Here is a 17,970-nt window from a genome sequence, read left to right as displayed (position 1 = left end):
TCAGCGCGCCTCCACAATCTTCACGGCATCGCCGGACCGGACCAGCGATCCGGCCCGGGCGACGACGCGCAGGTCTGACGTGACGCCCGTGACGAGGGTCACGTCATCCTGTTGTAGAAGAGGGGTGACGGCGTGGCGGACGATCCGCCCCTCAGCCTCGACCGCCCACACGAACGCCCCGCCACCATCCCGCTGGATGGCGGTGCCGGGCACGGCCAGGGCGGTGACGGTGGTCAACGCGATGTCGGCGTGGACATAAGCGCCGACCTTCAGCCCGTCGTTGGCGGGGATCGCCACGCGGACCGGGGCGGAACGGTCTGACGCGTCGATGCGCGGCGACACCAGGCGCACGGTTCCCAAAGACGGGACCGCCTGTCCCGAAATCGACAGGCTGACGGCCGCTGCCGGCGGCACACGGCTCGCGGAACCTTCGGGAACACGTAATTCCGCTTCGATCTCGCCATGGCGGGCGATGCGGAACAGCACCTCGCTGGTGTTCGCCAGCCCGCCGATGGTGGCGCGCCGTTCGAACACGATGCCGCCCTCAGGGGCGGTGACGGCGGTGCGCCGCACGGCTAGCCGAGCCTCCTCCAGTCGGGCCTTGATCGCGTCCACGGCCTTCTTCTTTTCGATGACGAGCCCGGTGCTGACGGCCCCCGTGTCCTTGATCGTGTCCACACGGGAAAACTCATCGCGGGCCTTGGCGTATTCCGCCTCCATCTGTGCGATCTGCAAGCGGGCGCCTTCGGCGTCGAGAACGGCCAGCGTGTCCCCCTTGCGGACATGGTCGCCCACCTCCGCCGACACGATGAGGATGCGGGCGTTGGCGACCTCGGCGACCACCGTGACCTCCTCGCGTGGAACCAGCGTGCCGGTCACGCCGACACGCTCGATCACCCGTTGTTCGGTGGGATTTGTGACCGTGACCCTCAAGGTGTCGCCCGGTTTGCCCTGGCCCGCCTGCTTCGGCTCATCGCTTGAAAACGAGAACGCCGCGTACGCCCCCGCGCCCAACACCGCCACCAAGAATAGGACCTTCCGTTTCATCGCTCCGCCAGCCCGCAGTCTTTGGCGCGGCGTTCGGTGCCGGCCACCCGACGCCGTAGATGGTGGACGACGGTTGCGTTTGGGCGGCGGGTATGTGGAGATATGATGGAGGCCCCAAAAAAGAACGGACCCCTACGGTGGAAGAGCAAGCCCTGGTTCTGGTTGCCGAGGACGATCCCGACATCGCTGACATCCTGACCACCTATCTGGAGCGGGCGGGGACCCGCGTCGTCCGGGCGGAGGATGGGCGGCGGGCGTTGGACCTTCACCTGTCGCTGAATCCCGATCTGCTGATTCTGGATGTGCAGATGCCGCGCCTGGATGGCTGGCAGGTGCTGACCGAGGTTCGCCATCGTGGCGATACCCCCGTGATCATGCTGACGGCGCTGGATCAGGACATCGACAAGCTGATGGGCCTGCGGATCGGCGCCGACGACTATGTCGTGAAGCCCTTCAATCCCGCGGAAGTCGTGGCGCGGGTCAAAGCGGTGCTGCGACGGACGAGCGGCGAGGGCTGGGCCGCCTCGCGCCGCGTCCTCCGCTTCGGCGCCCTGACGATCGATCTGGAAGGCCATCAGGCGGCGGTCGAAGGCAAGGACGGGCGTGAAAAGGCGCTCGACCTGACGCTTACCGAATTCCGTCTGCTAGCCCATCTGGCCCGAACACCGAAACGCGTGTTCAGCCGGGGCCAGCTCTTGGAATCCTGCCTACCGGAAGGCGAGGCGCTGGAGCGCACGATCGACAGCCACTTGAGCAAGTTGCGCAAGAAGCTGGAAGCGCATGGGGTGATGGGGGTGCCTGCGAACGTGCGAGGCGTCGGCTACCGTTTGGGAGGCGTGTGACGCCGATGGCCGAGCGGCGACAAAAGGGGTCCGGCCTGCGCCGACAGATCGTCCTGTCGATGATGGTCTTGGCGTTTAGTGTGGTCTTGCTGGCGATCTGCGGATCGTATGTGTTCTACGCCATCTTCATGACCTACTCCCCGACGAGCATTTCCGACGGCCTCGTCCCCGCCCCGGCGGAACTCACCTGGATGGCCATGACGATGCTCGCGGCGCTGGTGCTGGCGACGGGTGTCGCTGTCAGGCTGGCCCGGCGGATTCTGGCACCGCTCAATTCCGTCGCCGATAATCTGCGGCTGGTGGCTGAAGGCGACCTTTCCGCCCGCGCCATCGCAGACGAGCATTCGATGGGGGAGGCGACGCGTCTCGTCTCCGATTTCAACAACCTGGCCGAACGTCTGGAGCGCATGGCGCGAGACCGCGCGTTCTGGAATGCCGCGATTGCCCATGAACTGCGAACCCCCGTGACGGTGCTGCGTGGTCGACTTCAGGGGCTGGCGGAGGGGGTGTTTCAGCCGAGCCCTCAGTTGGCGTTGGGGCTGCTGAGCCAAGTGGAGGGACTGTCCCGGCTGGTCGAAGATCTCCGCCTGCTCAGCCTGGACGAAAGTGGTCGCCTGGCGCTTCAGTTGGAGCAGTGTGACCTTGCCGCCGAGATCCGGTCCACGGTGAACGCCTTTGAACCGACCTTGCGCGCCGCGGGTTTCACGCTTTCCCTGGAGCTGGGCGAATTCGAAGCGATCTGCGATCCGGTGCGGATGCGGCAGGCTTTACTTGCGTTGCTGGACAACGCTGTCCACCACGCCTCCCCTGGCCCGTTACGCATTCGCTTGTTCGAAAGCGCCGGCATGGCTCACCTCGAGGTCGAGGACACCGGGCCAGGTATTCCCGTTGGATTGATCGAGCGCGTGTTCGAGGCATTCCATAGCGGCCAGGGCGACGGATCCGGTCGGGGCAGCGGCTTGGGCTTGGCCGTGGTTAAGGCGCTGGCACGGGCGCACGGGGGTGACGCGATGTGCCGCGCATCCGGCACCGGGGGAACGGTCTTCGAATTGGTTTGGCCTACCTGAGAGTCCCTCTGAAGTCCATTAATGTCGGGTCAGGCATTATGTAAGGTCATGGCCCGATTGAGACGCTTCACCGCCCTGGGCCCATGCTGCGGCGGCCCCCGCGTCGACTGCCAAGAGAAGCGCGTGGCCCAAGGGAGATGCCACGTATCAGGTAGGCGCAGCGGTCAGGAGCAGCTTCACCTCAACACCCCAATCAGACGGGGTCTTATGCCGCCGCGCGAAACAGCAAGTTAAGATGGTTGCGGGCCCGGGATTTGAACCTGCGAATTGCTGAAATTGGATCGGAGCATGGGCTTCTGTCAGAATAGAACCGCGCAACCAAGACTCTATGTTGGTATTGCCGTTGGTATACTGGTGCCAGTGCTCGCGAATATAATCGTTTTATGACAGTAGATTAGGATGCGGAATTCGATTCCGCCCCTGGGCACCATTTTCTCCTACGCCATCGTTTCCGCAGGCCGACAAAAATACGCGCTGGCGTAATCTAACCCCTTATTGGATATCGGGTACTTCACGCATGACCGTAGCTTGGCCGGGCTGAGCGTATCCCCGGGATACACCCGTCATTGAAGCCGCCTGTCGGTATTTGGGGTGGTATCGATACATGTCGCCAGTCCGTGACGGGAAGCGAAGGAAGAGCCGGGGCAGGGGGGCACTGTCGTCGTGGCCGTACTTCAGAGCGGCGACAATGCCGCCAACCAGGTGGGGCAACGGCTGGCCGCCAAGGACCCGGGCGAGCAGCCGACGCTTACGGGCCGGCCTTGATTGTCCTGGCGTGTGCGGGTGAACCGCGACTTGGTTTTCGAGCCGTACTTTCAGGAGTGGAAGCCTCCACCAATCCCGAAGCGGTTAAGTTAGGCGCCTTGACCTATGATTTCACTAATCGATGTCAGGGCCGGCGGGCGTTAAGCGTATTGGGGCGCTGTTACGCCAATTCCGCCATGTCTTTAACGCATATACGGAGTGATTCCGGTGACGTTTTTCCTTGCCAGCGTTTGTGGCGGGAAGTGAAGCTGATGGTCGGAATCTTTATGAGGATGATCATGGTTAACGGGGGCGTGGATTTCCTTAAGAGAAGTAATTTAAACCAATTCTACGCCCTTGATGCCATTTTAAACACGGCTTCCATAACGGAGGCCGCGACCCGCATGCATATTAGCCAGCCTGCGATGAGCCTGGCGCTTAAGAAATTGCGGGAACACTTTAGTGATGAGCTGGTCGTATACAGTAACGGGCAAAGGCAGATGACGGCGTTGGCGGAGGCCCTTCGTCCCCGCGTGCGCCATTTGTTGCGGGAAGCGGCGGACGTTTTCGGCACGACCCTGAGCTTCGATCCGGCGACGGACCGGAGGACCATCCGCATAGCGGCGCCTGACATGGTGGAGATCACCTTCCTGCCTCTCGTCATCCGGCGCCTTCAGAAGGAAGCGCCGGGCGTGGATATCCATGTCGCCCCCTTCCAATATGCGACTGCGGAAGTATTGCTGGAAAAAGATATCGATTTGGTGATCGTCTCGGAAAATTTCCAATCAAACAGCCTGTCGAAGACTCATCTATTCTACGAGCAGCTCTCCTGCATGGTCTGGAAGGATCATCCGGTTGTTGATTATGAAATGAAATTGGAGACCTATTTAACGGGACGCCATGCGGCTATGTTCCAGTCAATGGAATTATTTGGAAATATAAGCGCTGAGACCCTGGATATTTTGGATCGTCGCCATGTGGCGGTCCGCACCGCACGCTATGCGATGCTGCCAAACATCGTGATTGGTACCGATTTGATCGTCACGACTGTTTCACGGTTTGCACAGTTCTTTGCCAGTATATTGCCGTTGAAGGTTGTCCAGACGCCATTCCCGAGCGAATTCACATCCATTGCCATGCAATGGCATTCCCATCGTGACCAGGAGCCGCTCATGCGCTGGCTGGTGTCCATCATACATGACGAGGCGTCGCGCTTTTATGTCCATAAATTAAGGTGATATGGGCATTAGCAGAACTGATTTGCCAGACCAGCGCTATTCTCCCAATCTAATTCTCAGCTTCTCACGAGGAAGTCGCCAACTACCTCTATGATAGGGGTGAATGGCTAAATGCCAAAAAATAAAATTCGGGCAACTGCGCGCCATTCCTTAACGGTTTGGTGACAGCGGAATAATAATATTCAGCCAACATAACATTGTAGTCTGGAATCATTTGAGATTCCGGCAGCGATGGCGGCTGACAGAACAGGAGCAGGGGAATGAAGAGTTGGGACCTGTTGGCCGGTGTTTCGGCCGTGGCGGCCTTTGCGGTGGCGCTGCCGGCGGTGGCGCAGAATGTGAGCATTAGTGTGCCGTCGATGCCGATGGAACAGGCGCTGAAGGAGATTGAACGGCAGTCCGGTCAACACATCGACTATGACCCCGATGCCGTCAAGGGTTTGAAGTCCGTGGCCGTCACCGGCGCCAAGGACGAAAACGATGCCATTGAAAAGGCCATCGCGGGCACGCGCCTGGTCCTGATCAATGATAAAGGCACCCTCACCGTCATCAGCTTCATCATTGTCATGGCGCACCGCGATGAGGCCGAAACCAGCCTTTTGGTCCGCGACGCCTCCACCTCCAGCCGCAGCGGCGCGTCCCTGCGTGAGCAGGCCCGCAACACGACGGTTATTTCCAGCAAGCTGATGGAAGATCAGCAGGCGCAGAGCGTGACGGACGCGCTTCGGGACGCCGGCGGCGTCATCCCGAACTTCGCCACCGTCCAGGGCGGTACCAGCTATAGCGTTCGCGGCTTCGGCAGCACCGGCTTGACCAACGGCCTTTCCTCCTCCGTCGGCAACAGTTCCATCGCGGGGGCATCGCAACCGGTGGCGGGGCTGGAACGCGTCGAGATTCTGAAGGGGCCGGACGCTCTGCTGAACGGCTCCTACAGCCTGGGTGGCACCATCAACCTGGTGACCAAGAAGCCGACGGCTGATCCTTTGCTGAACGCCTCCCTGGAGTACGGCAGCTATCAGACACGCAAGGGCACCGTCGATGCCTCTGACGCGTTGAGCGACGACGGCAGAATAAGCGGCCGCCTCATCCTGTCCGGCTCCGATGCCGACCACAACATGCAGAATTACCGCGGGGATCAGAATTATCTGGTCGCCCCCAGCCTGCGCTACAAGGACGAGAAGACCGACGCGATCCTGAGCGGCCAGATCTATCAGCAAGATACCGGCGTCAACCCCTATACCTATATGTATAAGGGGCAGATCGTCCCGGCCAGGACACAGCCCATCGGCCCCGCCGACACCGGCTTCACCGCGAAGGACAAGGAAGTCACCTATTCGGTTGAGCACAAGGCCGCCGATTGGCTCACGGTTGTCAGCCGCGGACAATACCAGAAACAGGACCTTGGCTTCGGGTTGTACGCGCCCTTCTCCGTGCTGGCGCCCACGACCCTGCTGATCAACAATGGGCATGACGAGCAGCGCAACCAGACCTGGTCCTTGGATGATTATGCCAGGCTGAAATTCGACACATTCTTCATCAATCACAACGTCAACATTGGCTATAGCTACGTTCAAACGCACGACGACGCGCTGGACGCATCGAAATCGAGCTTCTTTCCCTTCAGTTTGACGACCGGTGTGGTCAAGCCCATGCCGTCCATCGATGAAATGTCCTATAGCCTGGACTATAATGAGCAGGCCTTCTACTTCCAGGATATCATGACCTGGGGGCCGGCCCACTTCATTGGGGGGGTGCGGCAGAATTGGTATGACACATCCAGCCATATTTACGGTCAGCGGCCGTCGACCAGCCAGAATTCCGCGTCGTCCTCGGTGCCAAGTTTCGGCGCGGTGTACGACGTAACCGACGACTTGTCGCTTTTCGCTAACTATGCGCTTGGTTTCATTCCGAATTTTTCCCTGGACTATACAAAGAACCGCTTGCCTGACATCACGTCCAAGAATCTGGAGGGCGGCCTGAAGCTGTCCATGTTGAACCAGAAGCTGGAATTGGTGGCGTCGGTTTTCCGCCTGCAGCAAAGCAACGTCCTGATCGCCGACCCGGCCCACCCCGGCTATTACCTCGCCAACGATGGTCAGGAAAGCAAGGGCGTCGACCTCGATTTGCGCGGCACGATCCTGCCCGGCTGGACGGTGGTTTCCACCTTCACCTACAGCAAGTTTGATCAGATGAACATCAAGGCTGGCGCCTATGTGGCGGGCCAGCCGCGCGTCAAGTACAGCCTTTACACGTCCTATACCCAGCCGGTGGGCGAAGACCTGAAATTGACCCTGTCGGGCGGTCTGTATGGAAACTCCAGCTCCTACCTGAATACCAAAGGGACGGAGAAAACCCCGGATGCCAAGCAATTCGACGTCAACGTCATTGGCGCCTATAAATCCTGGCAGCTCAATGTGGGCATCAAGAACCTGTTCGATCGCCGTAACTACGGTGTCTCGACTGTCGATAGCTACCTACCCATTATGGAACCGCGTACTTGGCGGGCCACCTTGTCCTACAAGTTCTTTTAATTTGCCCAGATCGAGTGTGGCCTGAATGAGCATGTCGAACCATACAGTGAAGGAAGCCCGGCCACCGGCCGGGCTTCCCAGCGTCAGCACCGAGGTGCGGGTACGCCACTTTCTCAAGCTGCTGACATCCTACTGGGTTTCCTCGGATTGGGTGTTTGCCTGGTTCGGCACCGCTTTCCTTTTGGGAAGCAAGTACATCGTTATTTATCTTTCCGTTCAGGCCAATAGTTGGCAGCACTATTTCTATGATGTCGTCCAGAACAAACAGGTGGATTTGTTCCTGCCCCAGGTCATCAAGTTTTTTTTGATCAACGGCTGTTCAGCCGTGGCCATCGTCCTTGATCTATACTTCTACGGCATGTTCTCTTTGAGATGGCGAACCGTCCTGACCACGGAATATGTGGCGCGCTGGATGAAGAACAATGGGTTCTATTCCATGGAAAGGGCCGCGTTGATCGATAATCCGGACCAGCGGATAGCCGAGGATATCAAGGACTTCACAAATAGTGTAATGGCCATAGTGGTAGGAATCTTTGGTTCCATAACGGCTGGCATCAGTTTTGGTTCTGTGCTGTGGAGCGCGGCGGCGCCGATACGGTTCCTGATCGCGGGATATCACATCTCCATACCCGGCGACATGCTGTGGTATTCCCTGCTGTACACGGCGCTCACCACCGGGGCCATCATCTTGGTCGGCCGCCCCCTGATTTCTCGCACCATGCGTCAGCAGCAGGTGGAGGCCGACTTCCGCTTCGGCTTGATCTACATTCGCCGCAATGCGGAACAAATCGCCTTCCTGAATGCCGCGCCGGCGGAGGTGCAGTCCCTGCGCGCGGCATTCGATCATGTCAGGAAGAATTATCACCGGCTGATCCTGGCCCAGATGGGCATCAACGCGACCCAGCACGCGTTCGACGGTGTCGGTCAAGTGCTGCCCCTATTCCTGGCTATTCCCAGATACTTCGCGGGTACGTTGACCTTTGGCGGCGTGATGGCGGCCAAGGACGCCTTCTCCCGCATGACCTCATCCCTTTCATTCTTCTATCAAGCCTTTCAGTCATTTGCCCAGCAAATCGCCAACGTCAACCGTATCTGGGCTTTCGACCAGGTGTTGGAGCGGAAGGGCGCCACCGATATCGAAATAATCAGGGACGGTGGTGACACGATTTCCACCCGGGGCCTCCGCCTGGACTTCCATGACAACGCGTCCCTGGCCATTGGGGATTGGACGATCCTGCCGGGTCAGCGCTGGGTGGTGGTGGGGCCGTCGGGAATAGGCAAGAGTTCCACCATGAGGGCCATCGCCGGCTTGTGGCCGGATGGCGCCGGGGTGGTTCACGTGCCGTCCCAGGGCCTGACCATGTTCGTGCCCCAGCGCCTCTATCTGCCCATCGGAACCCTGAAGAACGCCATCTGCTTTCCCGGCTCGCCGGAGCGGTACGATGATGAACAGGTCATCTCCTTGCTCAGCGTCGTCGGGCTGGAGAAACATGCCACGCGGCTGCATGAATCCCGCCCCTGGACGGATCAGCTCTCCCCCGGGGAACAGCAGAGGCTGGCCTTGGTCCGAATCCTGCTCTACCGGCCGGACCGCCTGGTCCTTGACGAAGCCACCAGCGCCTTGGACATGGCGAACGCGCTGCACTTCTACACCACCCTGCTTGAGCGCCTGCCGTCCGTCACCCTGATCAGCGTCGTTCATGATGAGCGCCTGACACCGTTCCATACCCATTGTCTGCGGTTGGCGGCGGATGGGGCGACGCAGGCCACGCTGCCCCCGAAAGAGGAAACAGTATGTTAAGCGCCTACATCAGCGACAGCGAGGTGGACCTGCGCGCGGCCAGCGAGCAGGCCGTCGAGCTGGCCCTGCGCGCCGGTGGCAAGGAAGCCAGCGCCAGCGCCGCCTCGGGCGGCGGGCTTCAACTCGGCCTACGGGACGGGCGGCTGGAAACGGCGGTGCGCAGCGGCCATCGCTCCCTCCATCTGACGGTCTTCCAGGAGGGCAGGGTGGGCGCCGCGTCCACCACCACCTTCGATCCCGGGGCGATCCAACGCCTGGTGGAAGAGGCGGTCAGCATCATGCGCTGGGCCCAGCCGGACGCCGACAATGGCTTGGCGGATGCCGCCGACCTGGCCCATGACGGTCCCCAGCCCCTGCGGTACGAGGCGGTCAGCGACGATGCCGCGGCCCTGGCCGAGGAAGCGCAGGGCATGCAGCGCGCGCTGCATGCCCTCGAAAAGCCGGCCGGGACGGAACTGCGGACGTCGGAAGTGGGGCTCAGTTGCTCCGAGACCTTGTCGGTGATGGTCACCTCAACCGGCTTCTGTCGCGCGAGCCTCGGCTCCAGCCAGGCGCGCTGGTGTTCGGTGACGGCGATGCGGGATGGGGCCATGGCGCGGGACTATGCGCAGTCCATGGCACGCCGGTGCGGCGACCTTGATGCGGCGCCGGGGCTGGCGGAGCGCGCCCTGCAGGGGGCTGCCGGGCAGTTGGGGGCGCGCACGGTGCCGTCCGTCACCGGCCCGGTCCTGTTCAGCCCGAGGACCGCGCAGGCGCTGATCGAGGATCTGGTCGGTGCGTTGATGGGTGCCGCCCAGTACCGGCGCGCCAGCTTCCTGGCCGGCGCTTTGGGGGAGCGGGTGGCGGCGGATCATCTGGACCTGCTCGAGGATCCGTTCGAGCCCTGGGGGCTGGCCAGCGGCGCTTACGACGGCGAAGGCGTCGCCGGCAGCCGCCGACTTATCCTCGATGGCGGCGTGGTCAACGGCTACTTCCTGAACAGTCTGAACGCCCGTCGCCTGGGGATGCGGACCACGGGCAACGCCAGCGGCCCCTACAATCTGGCGCTTTCCAGCCGCCATCCCGGCGGTGATGCCTTGGCGATGCAGCGCCATCTCGGCACGGGTTTGCTGGTCACCACGCTCAGCGGCGGACGCACCGACCCGACGACGGGGCATTGGAGCCGGGCGGTCGAGGGATATTGGATCGAGAATGGCGTCCAGCAATTCCCGGTCGCCGGTATCACCTTGAGCGGGGATATGCGCGCGATGCTGCGCGGTATCACCCATGTCGGCGATGACGTCGAACGTTTTGGCGCCTTTCACACCGGATCCATTTTGATTGACGCGATGCATATCGGAGGACGGGCATGATCAATCCGCCGCACATGGATTGGGCCCGGCGTCTAATCCTTGAGCCCAATCAGTTGGATGAGCTTGAACTGTCGCGCGCGTTGGGGCAGTTGGCGGCCGGCGCCGACTTCGCCGACATGTTCTTCGAAAGCACCAAGTCGCGTGAATGGCGGCTGGACAATGGCAGGGTTTCAGCGGGCAGCTTTTCCATCGGCCAGGGGCTCGGCTCCCGCGCTGTGCTGGGCGATCAGGTTTCCTTCGCGCATACCAGCGACCTGCGTCCGGAGGCCATCCGGTCCGCCCATCAGACAGTGCAGGCTTTGACCCGACTGGGTGGCGGGACGACGGGGGCGACCCTGGCGCCGCTGGCACCGCGGCTGACGGATCATGGGCTCTACTCCCGCAAGGACCCTTTGGCGTCCGCCGACCTGCTCCCCTGGGTTCAATTGTTGGAGGCGGTGGACATGCTGGCCAGGGCGGCGCATCCCGGCGTCCGCCAGGTCAACGCGTCCCTGTCATCGTCCCATCGGGTGGTGTTGATCGCCAATACCGATGGACAATTGGTTGCCGACGCGCGTCCGATGACGCGGCTGTTCATCAATATCGTGCTGGAACGGGGGCCGACGCGGGCCCAGGGCAGCGCGGGTGTTGGCGGGCGGTATGGGCTGGAGGGCCTGACGGATGGGGAGGTGGCGTCGGTCGTGTCCCAGGCCGTGCGTATTGCCACCGTCAACCTGGATGCGCGGCCGGCCCCGGGCGGGGTGATGCCGGTGGTGCTGGGCCCGGGCTATGCCGGTGTCCTGTTCCACGAAGCGATCGGCCACGGCCTTGAAGGCGATCATCACCGCAAGGGCCTTTCCGCCTTCGCCGGCCGGATGGGGGAACGCATCGCGCCGGAAATGGTGACGGTCCTGGACGATGGCTCACTCCCCGGCCGCCTGGGCAGCGTGGGCGTCGATGACGAAGGCACGCCGGGGCAGAAGACCGCCCTTATCGAGAACGGCGTGCTGACCGGGCTGATGCAGGATCGTCTCAATGCCCGGCTTATGAACATGAGGCCCACGGGAAATGCCCGTCGCCAATCCTATGCCCACCTTCCGATGCCGCGGATGACCAACACCTTCCTGCTGGCCGGCCAGGAGGACCCGACCGACATCGTGGCATCGGTGTCGCAGGGCATCTACGCCCCCCGCATGGGCGGCGGTCAGGTCGACATCACCAGCGGCCGCTTCAACTTCACGGCGGTGGAAGCCTACCTCATCGAGGACGGCAAGATCACCGCCCCGGTGAAGGGGGTGACGCTGGTGGGCGTGGGCCATGAGGCGCTTCGCCATATCCGCGCCGTTGGCCATGACTGGGCGTTGGACGAGGGGATCGCGACCTGTGGCAAAGCGGGCCAGACGGTGAGCGTCAGCGTGGGGCAACCAACCCTGCGGATTGATGAAATGGTTGTAAGTGGCAGTGTGTGACGTGGAGGAATCAAAAATGAAAAAAGCGACTAACGTGAATACAGCCGAGTTTGACTCAAAGGTTATTGGTGCCGAGATGCCGGTGCTGGTGGATTTCTGGGCGCCGTGGTGCGGACCTTGCCGCGCCCTGGCACCGATACTTGACGAGGTGGCCACCGATTTTGACGGCGCGATGGATGTCTATAAGGTTGATATCGAGGCGGAGCCGGACGTGGCCACTCGCTTCGGGGTGCAGACCGTACCCGTGCTGATCCTGTTCAAGGGCGGCGAGGAAATCCATCGCCGGGTGGGCGCCCTCTCGCGCACACAGCTGACAGCCATTATCGAGCAGAAATTATGACGGTAAGCACGTCTGCGTTTCACGGTCGTCCGGAACTGAAGCTGGGGCTGCTCGATCATATCGACGCGCTGATCGACCAGGGCCATATCACGGGCAAACGGAATGCCAAGTCGCTAATGGCGCTGATGTCCACCGAGTGGGAGGAGTTTTCGGCGGTCTACGGCCTGCCCCCGTCCCTGGTGCTATTGCTGGACGTCATGCCGGCCTATGCGGGCAACGCGGACGCGATCACAGCCTGGCGGGACTTGGTGGTAGCCGTCGAGCCGGGCGCGGATCTGAACCCCTCGTTACATGGCTTCCTGCTGATGATGCTGGCGCCGCCACGGGATGACATTGATCCGTCGGACATCACAGGGCGCTTGTCAAAACTTCACCAGAGGCTTTTGACCGGAGAGGTGGTGGCGCGCGCCGAATGGGCCAGCCTCCGGAACGAACTGGTGGGCCTGTCGGAAGAGAAGTTTCCGCCGGGCGATCGTCGTAAACTACAATATTCCGTCTGGGAAGCGGCAGCTTGGCCCATGAGCAGCTCCCCCAGCATATTGGTTCAGATGTTCAGAAGCTGGGGAATCCTGAGCGAGCTGGTGCCGGATCCGGAATGGTCCGACGCCGACGAGGCCCGCAAGGATCAGGTTCTCAGCCAGATTTGGCAGGAACAGGCCCCTGCGCGCACCGTAGGGGAACAGCCGAACTACCCGGCCCTGTTCAGCGCGCGTGAGCCTGACCTGGCGGGCCGGTTCGTGGCCCATCTGGACCGGGCGAACGCGGGCGCCAGCGCGCGGTGGATTGAGGCGGTCAGATATCTGGCGATGCTGTTCAGGGGGCAGATCGCCGCAAACCCGGCATGATGGGCATATTCTGAAGTGAAAAAACTGACCTATATCGGTGCCGCGGCGCTGTTGGCGCTCCTGGGTGCCCTGATAAAGCTCGCGCTTTGGCCATCGCACAACGCGCCACAATACGTGACGGTGCCGGTGAAGCGCGGGGCCATCGAGCAGACGGTCCTCGCCAGCGGCGTCCTATTCCCCAAAAAGCTGGTGAGCGTCGGTGCCCAGGTATCCGGCCAGGTGAAGCTTCTGAATGTTTCGCTGGGCCAGCAGGTGACGCAGGGGCAGTTGATCGCGGAAATCGATTCCGCGCCGCAGGTGAATGCCCTGAACGCCGCCCAGGCGGCGCTGGAAAATGTCCAGGCGGAACTGGGAGGCCGGCTGGCGACGCTGGAGCAGGCCAAGCTCAATTTTGAGCGTGAAGCCGCCATGGTGACGAGGAACGCGAGTTCGAGGTTGGATTACGAGACGGCGAAGGCAACGCTCGACAACGCGCGTGCCGGGGTCGCGTCCCTCAACGCCCAGATTGCTCAGGCGAAAGTCGCCGTCGACCTGGCCCAGGTCAATCTGCGGTACACCAAGATTTCCGCCCCCATAGACGGCACCGTCGTCTCCGTCGTGACGGAGCAAGGCCAGACCGTGAACGCGAACCAGACCGCGCCGACGATCATTCTGCTGGCCGATCTCAAGACCATGACGGTCAAGGCCAAAGTCTCCGAGGCGGACGTTGGCAAAGTGAAACCGGGTCAGGATTTGTATTTCAAGATCCTGGCGTCCAATGAGCGCCGGTTTTACTCGACCCTGCGATCCATAGACCCGGCGCCGGAGGACATCGCGGCCTCCCTGGATGCGGGGGCGGGCAGCCGCGGCGGCAGCAGTTCGGCCGCCACCACCAACCCCGTCTACTACAATGGCCGTTTCGACGTCGAAAATCCGGATGGGCAACTGCGGCCCAACATGACGGCGGAGGTCTTCATCGTGCTGGCCAAGGCGGAGAACGCGCTGATCGTGCCGTCCGCCGCGCTGGGGCCGGCCGGCGCCGGAGAACGGACCGTGCGGGTCCTCGGCGCGGAAGGCGTCTCCACGCGGACGGTGCGCGTGGGCATCGACAATAACGAGCAGGCGGAAATCCTGAGCGGGCTTGAGGCCGGCGAAAAAGTGATCGTCGGGGAAATGATGCCCGGCGACGGGCCCCAAAAACCGACACAGCGATAGGGGGCCGCGATGAACGACACGCGGCTCGAACTGACGCGCGTGACCCGGGAGTACATCTCCGGGCCGAATACCATCGCCGCGCTGCGGAACGTCTCCTTGACGATAGAACCGGGTGAAATGGTTGCCATCGTTGGCGCCTCCGGTTCCGGGAAGTCCACGCTGCTCAATATCCTGGGCTGCCTGGATCGCCCCACGTCCGGCAGCTACAGGGTGGCGGGCCAGGAAACGGGCGCGCTGTCGTCCGATGATCTGGCGCGCCTGCGCCGGGAGCGGGTCGGCTTCGTGTTCCAGCATTACAACCTGCTGTCCAGCCTGACGGCGGTCGATAACGTCTCCATGCCGGCCATTTACGACGGCCTGCCGCGCCGCGACCGGTTGCGCCGGGCGGAACTGCTGCTGGGAAGGCTTGGGCTGAAGGACAGGGCCGATCACAGGCCCCATCAACTCTCCGGTGGTCAGCAACAGCGGGTCAGCATCGCGCGGGCGCTGATGAACGGCGGGCCTGTCATTTTGGCCGACGAACCCACTGGCGCGCTGGACCAGAATACCGGTGAGCAGGTGTTGCAGGCCCTGAAGGAACTGCACGCGAAGGGGCACACGGTCATCATCGTCACGCACGACATGACGGTGGCCCAGCATGCCGACAGGATCATCGAGATCCGCGACGGCTTCATCATCGCGGATTCCGGCCGGCGGGCGATCCAGGATGAGGGCCGGCAAGATTCATCCCGCCCCCGATCATCCGGCTGGATCGGCCTGTGGCGCCATCTGGAAGCGGCCCGGATGGCGCTGGCGTCGCTGAATGCCCACCGCCTCCGCACGCTGCTGACCATGCTGGGCATCATCATCGGCACCGCGGCTGTGGTGACCGTGGCGGCGCTGGGCGAAGGCGCCCGCCTGCGGGTCATCGCCAACATCAGCACCCTGGGAACCAACACCCTCAATATCTATCCGGGGGCTGGCTGGGGCGACATGCGGGCCGGTGCCGTCGCGACCTTGAAGGCAAGCGATGTCGCCGCGTTGGGCCGCCACGATTATATCGACAGCGTTACCCCCATCGTTATCGGCAAGGGCACGCTGCGCTTTGGAAACCTGACCGCGAACGCCAGCATCAGTGGCGTGGGGAGCCAATATTTTCGGGTCCACGGGGTCCAGCTGTCTTCCGGGACGGTTTTTGACGACGACGCGGTTTCTCAACTCGCGCCCGTGATCGTTATAGACTCCAAAGTCCGCGACAAGTTCTTCGGTCCTGGGACGGATCCCCTCGGCCAAATCATTTTGGTGGGCATGGTGCCCTGCCGGATCATCGGCGTCGCCGATCAGGATAATCTGGGTTCCATCCAACTGGGCGACCTGAATGTCTGGGCGCCCTATACCGTCGTTTCCGGCAGGCTGACGGGCTCAGCCCGGCTGGATGGCATCACGGTTCGGCCCAAGGCTGGCTACACGACCGAGGTTGTGGAGCAGGCCGTAACCAAACTCCTGACGCTGCTGCACGGACGGAAGGATTTCCACACCTACAATATCGATCTGATCCGCAGGTCGATCGAGGGCGCCAACCACACCATGACCCTGCTGACGTCGATGATCGCGGTGATCTCCCTCATCGTCGGCGGCATCGGGGTCATGAACATCACCCTGGTTTCGGTGACGGAGCGCACGCAGGAAATCGGCGTGCGCCTGGCCGTTGGCGCACGTCAAAGCGATATCCTGAGCCAATTCCTGCTGGAGGCCGTCTTCGTGTGCCTGATCGGCGGCGTGCTGGGTGTCCTGAGCGCGATCGGTATCGGTGAGGTGCTGGCGAAGGCCGCCCCGGCCACGGCCATGGTGATCTCGCCGGTGACCATGCTGATCGCCTTCGCCAGCTCAACCAGCATCGGCCTCATTTTCGGATTCGTCCCGGCGCGCAACGCCGCCCGGCTCAATCCCGTTGACGCCCTGGGGAAAAGCTGATGGCCGCCGCCCTGAAACTGCTCAGACTGTTCCCCCTGGCCCTCGCCGCCACCTTGGCGGGATGCGTCGTGGGCCCCGATTTCGTGAAGCCCCGGTCGGACGGATATGCGCCGGCGCCGCATGCGGATCGTACCGCCGCTTCGGAGGGGCCTGCCGGTGCCGCCCAGGGATTTGGCGTCACCGACGACATCCAGGGCGACTGGTGGACGCTATACCATGACCGGAAGCTGGACGCCCTGATCGCCCAGGCCATCGCGGGAAGCCCGACGCTGGAGGCGGCCCAGGCGACGCTCCGTTCGGCGAGCGCCAACCTTGTCGCCGCCAGGGCGGGCCTGCTGCCCGCCGCCAGTTTGACCGTTTCGGCGAGCAAGAGCAGGACGACGGGACAATATGCGTCGACGGCGTCGCAGTACGGCGCGTCCGTTGGGGCATCCTATACCGTGGACGTCTTCGGCGGGGTCCGCAGAATGATTGAAATGCAGCAGGCGGCGCTGGACCTGCAGCGCTTCTCCGTCGAAGGCACCTACCTGACCCTTACGTCCAACGTCGTCACCACGGCGTTCCAGGAGGCGCTGCTCTCCGCCGAGAGTGCGGCGGAGGAGGAAATCCGGGCGCGCCAGGCCAAGCAACTGGAGATCATTCGGATACGGGAGCAAAGCGGCGCGGAATCGCCCGCGAATGTGCTGACGCAGGAAAGCGTGCTGTTGGGCACGGAGGCCGCGCTGACGACGCTCCGGACCCAGAGCGCGCAGATACGCCATTTGCTGGCGGTCTATCTGGGTGACGATCCCGCCACCTTCGCCGGCGGCGGCCTCACGCTTTCCGGCCTGACGCTGCCGACGGACTTGCCTTGCAGCGTGCCGGCCACGCTAACGGAGCGGAGGCCCGACATCCGCCAAGCCGAAGCGGCGTTGCACCAGGCGTCGGCGGCGATCGGCGTGGCCGTGGCCGCCCGGCTCCCGAATATCGGCCTGACGGCGGCGCTGTCGACGAATTCGGGCGCGCTTCAGACCCTGTTTTCCGGCGGCGTCATCGGTCTGGGGGCCAGCGTGACCCAGACCCTGTTCGATGGCGGCGCCCTGGCGGCGCGCGAGGACGCCAGCAGGGCGGCCTATGACGCGGCGGCGGCGGCCTATCGGCAGACCGTTCTCAGCGCCCTGCAAAATGTCTGTGACGTCCTGGCGGCGATTGAAGCCGACGCCCAGAACCTGTCGATCACGACCCGGCAGGAGGAACGGGCGCGCCAGAGCCTGGAAATATCGGAAGTCCAGTACCAGTATGGCAAGATCGGCTACGCGGACCTTCTCAACGCCGAAGAGCAATATCAAAGCGCCACCATCGCCCGCCTGAGCGCGATGGCGTCCAGGTTCTCCGACACGGCCGCCCTCTATGTTGCCTTGGGGGGAGGGTGGTGGCATCGGCGGGATGCACCGTGAGAAATCGAGATTATCCCGGTGTCATCCAGACCGGCACGCGCTACGGGAACTGATCGCCTCCGCCCGCCGGCATATTCGGCGGCGCCTGGGCAAGGACGTGAAACCGTGATCGCTTAAGCTTCAGCTTGCCTT

General features: G+C 62.6%; 13 protein-coding genes. 12 read left to right on the top strand and 1 reads right to left on the bottom strand.

Annotated elements, in window-relative coordinates; genetic code table 11:
- Entirely contained in the window at positions 1-1,047 is a 1,047-nt protein-coding gene (locus FBZ90_RS08915; protein WP_145731110.1) for an efflux RND transporter periplasmic adaptor subunit, read from the bottom strand.
- A gap of 92 nt (positions 1,048-1,139) precedes the next feature.
- On the opposite strand from FBZ90_RS08915, the gene FBZ90_RS08910 reads away from it, so the two are divergent.
- From FBZ90_RS08910 to FBZ90_RS08850, 12 genes are all read left to right on the top strand, one after another.
- Positions 1,140-1,889, top strand: a complete 750-nt coding sequence (locus tag FBZ90_RS08910) for a response regulator (protein ID WP_145731280.1) — start codon at positions 1,140-1,142, stop codon at positions 1,887-1,889.
- 5 nt (positions 1,890-1,894) lie between these two features.
- Positions 1,895-2,956, top strand: a complete 1,062-nt coding sequence (locus FBZ90_RS08905) for an ATP-binding protein (protein WP_145731278.1) — start codon at positions 1,895-1,897, stop codon at positions 2,954-2,956.
- Between the two features lie 1,016 nt (positions 2,957-3,972).
- The gene (locus tag FBZ90_RS08895) at positions 3,973-4,938 is read left to right on the top strand and encodes a LysR family transcriptional regulator (RefSeq protein ID WP_186455682.1); all 966 of its coding nucleotides are present in this window, start codon (positions 3,973-3,975) and stop codon (positions 4,936-4,938) included.
- A gap of 260 nt (positions 4,939-5,198) precedes the next feature.
- Positions 5,199-7,469, top strand: coding sequence for a TonB-dependent siderophore receptor (locus tag FBZ90_RS08890; protein ID WP_145731106.1), 2,271 nt, complete (start codon positions 5,199-5,201; stop codon positions 7,467-7,469).
- 25 nt (positions 7,470-7,494) lie between these two features.
- Positions 7,495-9,270 carry an ABC transporter ATP-binding protein/permease gene (locus FBZ90_RS08885; RefSeq protein ID WP_145731104.1) on the top strand — a complete coding sequence of 592 codons (1,776 nt, stop codon included), beginning with the start codon at positions 7,495-7,497 and terminating at the stop codon, positions 9,268-9,270.
- Complete coding sequence (locus FBZ90_RS08880) at positions 9,264-10,622, top strand: TldD/PmbA family protein (protein ID WP_145731102.1); 1,359 nt, start codon at positions 9,264-9,266, stop codon at positions 10,620-10,622. Before FBZ90_RS08885 ends, FBZ90_RS08880 begins: the two co-directional genes overlap by 7 nt.
- Positions 10,619-12,070, top strand: a complete 1,452-nt coding sequence (gene tldD / locus FBZ90_RS08875) for a metalloprotease TldD (protein ID WP_145731100.1) — start codon at positions 10,619-10,621, stop codon at positions 12,068-12,070. The genes FBZ90_RS08880 and tldD overlap by 4 nt, the downstream gene beginning before the upstream one ends.
- Before the next feature lie 16 nt (positions 12,071-12,086).
- Positions 12,087-12,410 (top strand): thioredoxin, encoded by a 324-nt coding sequence (trxA, locus tag FBZ90_RS08870; RefSeq protein ID WP_145731098.1) that lies wholly within the window; start codon positions 12,087-12,089, stop codon positions 12,408-12,410.
- Positions 12,407-13,255: a hypothetical protein gene (locus FBZ90_RS08865; protein ID WP_145731096.1), complete on the top strand. Its 849-nt coding sequence runs from the start codon at positions 12,407-12,409 to the stop codon at positions 13,253-13,255. The genes trxA and FBZ90_RS08865 overlap by 4 nt, the downstream gene beginning before the upstream one ends.
- Positions 13,256-13,270: 15 nt before the next feature.
- The gene (locus tag FBZ90_RS08860; protein ID WP_145731094.1) at positions 13,271-14,449 is read left to right on the top strand and encodes an efflux RND transporter periplasmic adaptor subunit; all 1,179 of its coding nucleotides are present in this window, start codon (positions 13,271-13,273) and stop codon (positions 14,447-14,449) included.
- A gap of 9 nt (positions 14,450-14,458) precedes the next feature.
- Entirely contained in the window at positions 14,459-16,402 is a 1,944-nt protein-coding gene (locus tag FBZ90_RS08855; protein WP_145731092.1) for a MacB family efflux pump subunit, read from the top strand.
- Positions 16,402-17,838 carry an efflux transporter outer membrane subunit gene (locus tag FBZ90_RS08850; protein ID WP_145731090.1) on the top strand — a complete coding sequence of 479 codons (1,437 nt, stop codon included), beginning with the start codon at positions 16,402-16,404 and terminating at the stop codon, positions 17,836-17,838. The genes FBZ90_RS08855 and FBZ90_RS08850 overlap by 1 nt, the downstream gene beginning before the upstream one ends.
- The last annotated feature ends 132 nt before the right edge of the window (positions 17,839-17,970 follow it).

Origin of the sequence: Nitrospirillum pindoramense, assembly GCF_007827955.1 — a bacterium.
GTDB lineage: Bacteria > Pseudomonadota > Alphaproteobacteria > Azospirillales > Azospirillaceae > Nitrospirillum > Nitrospirillum amazonense_B.
The sequence above is the reverse complement of the archived record's forward strand: the minus strand, read 5'-3'. Positions and strand labels throughout refer to the sequence as shown.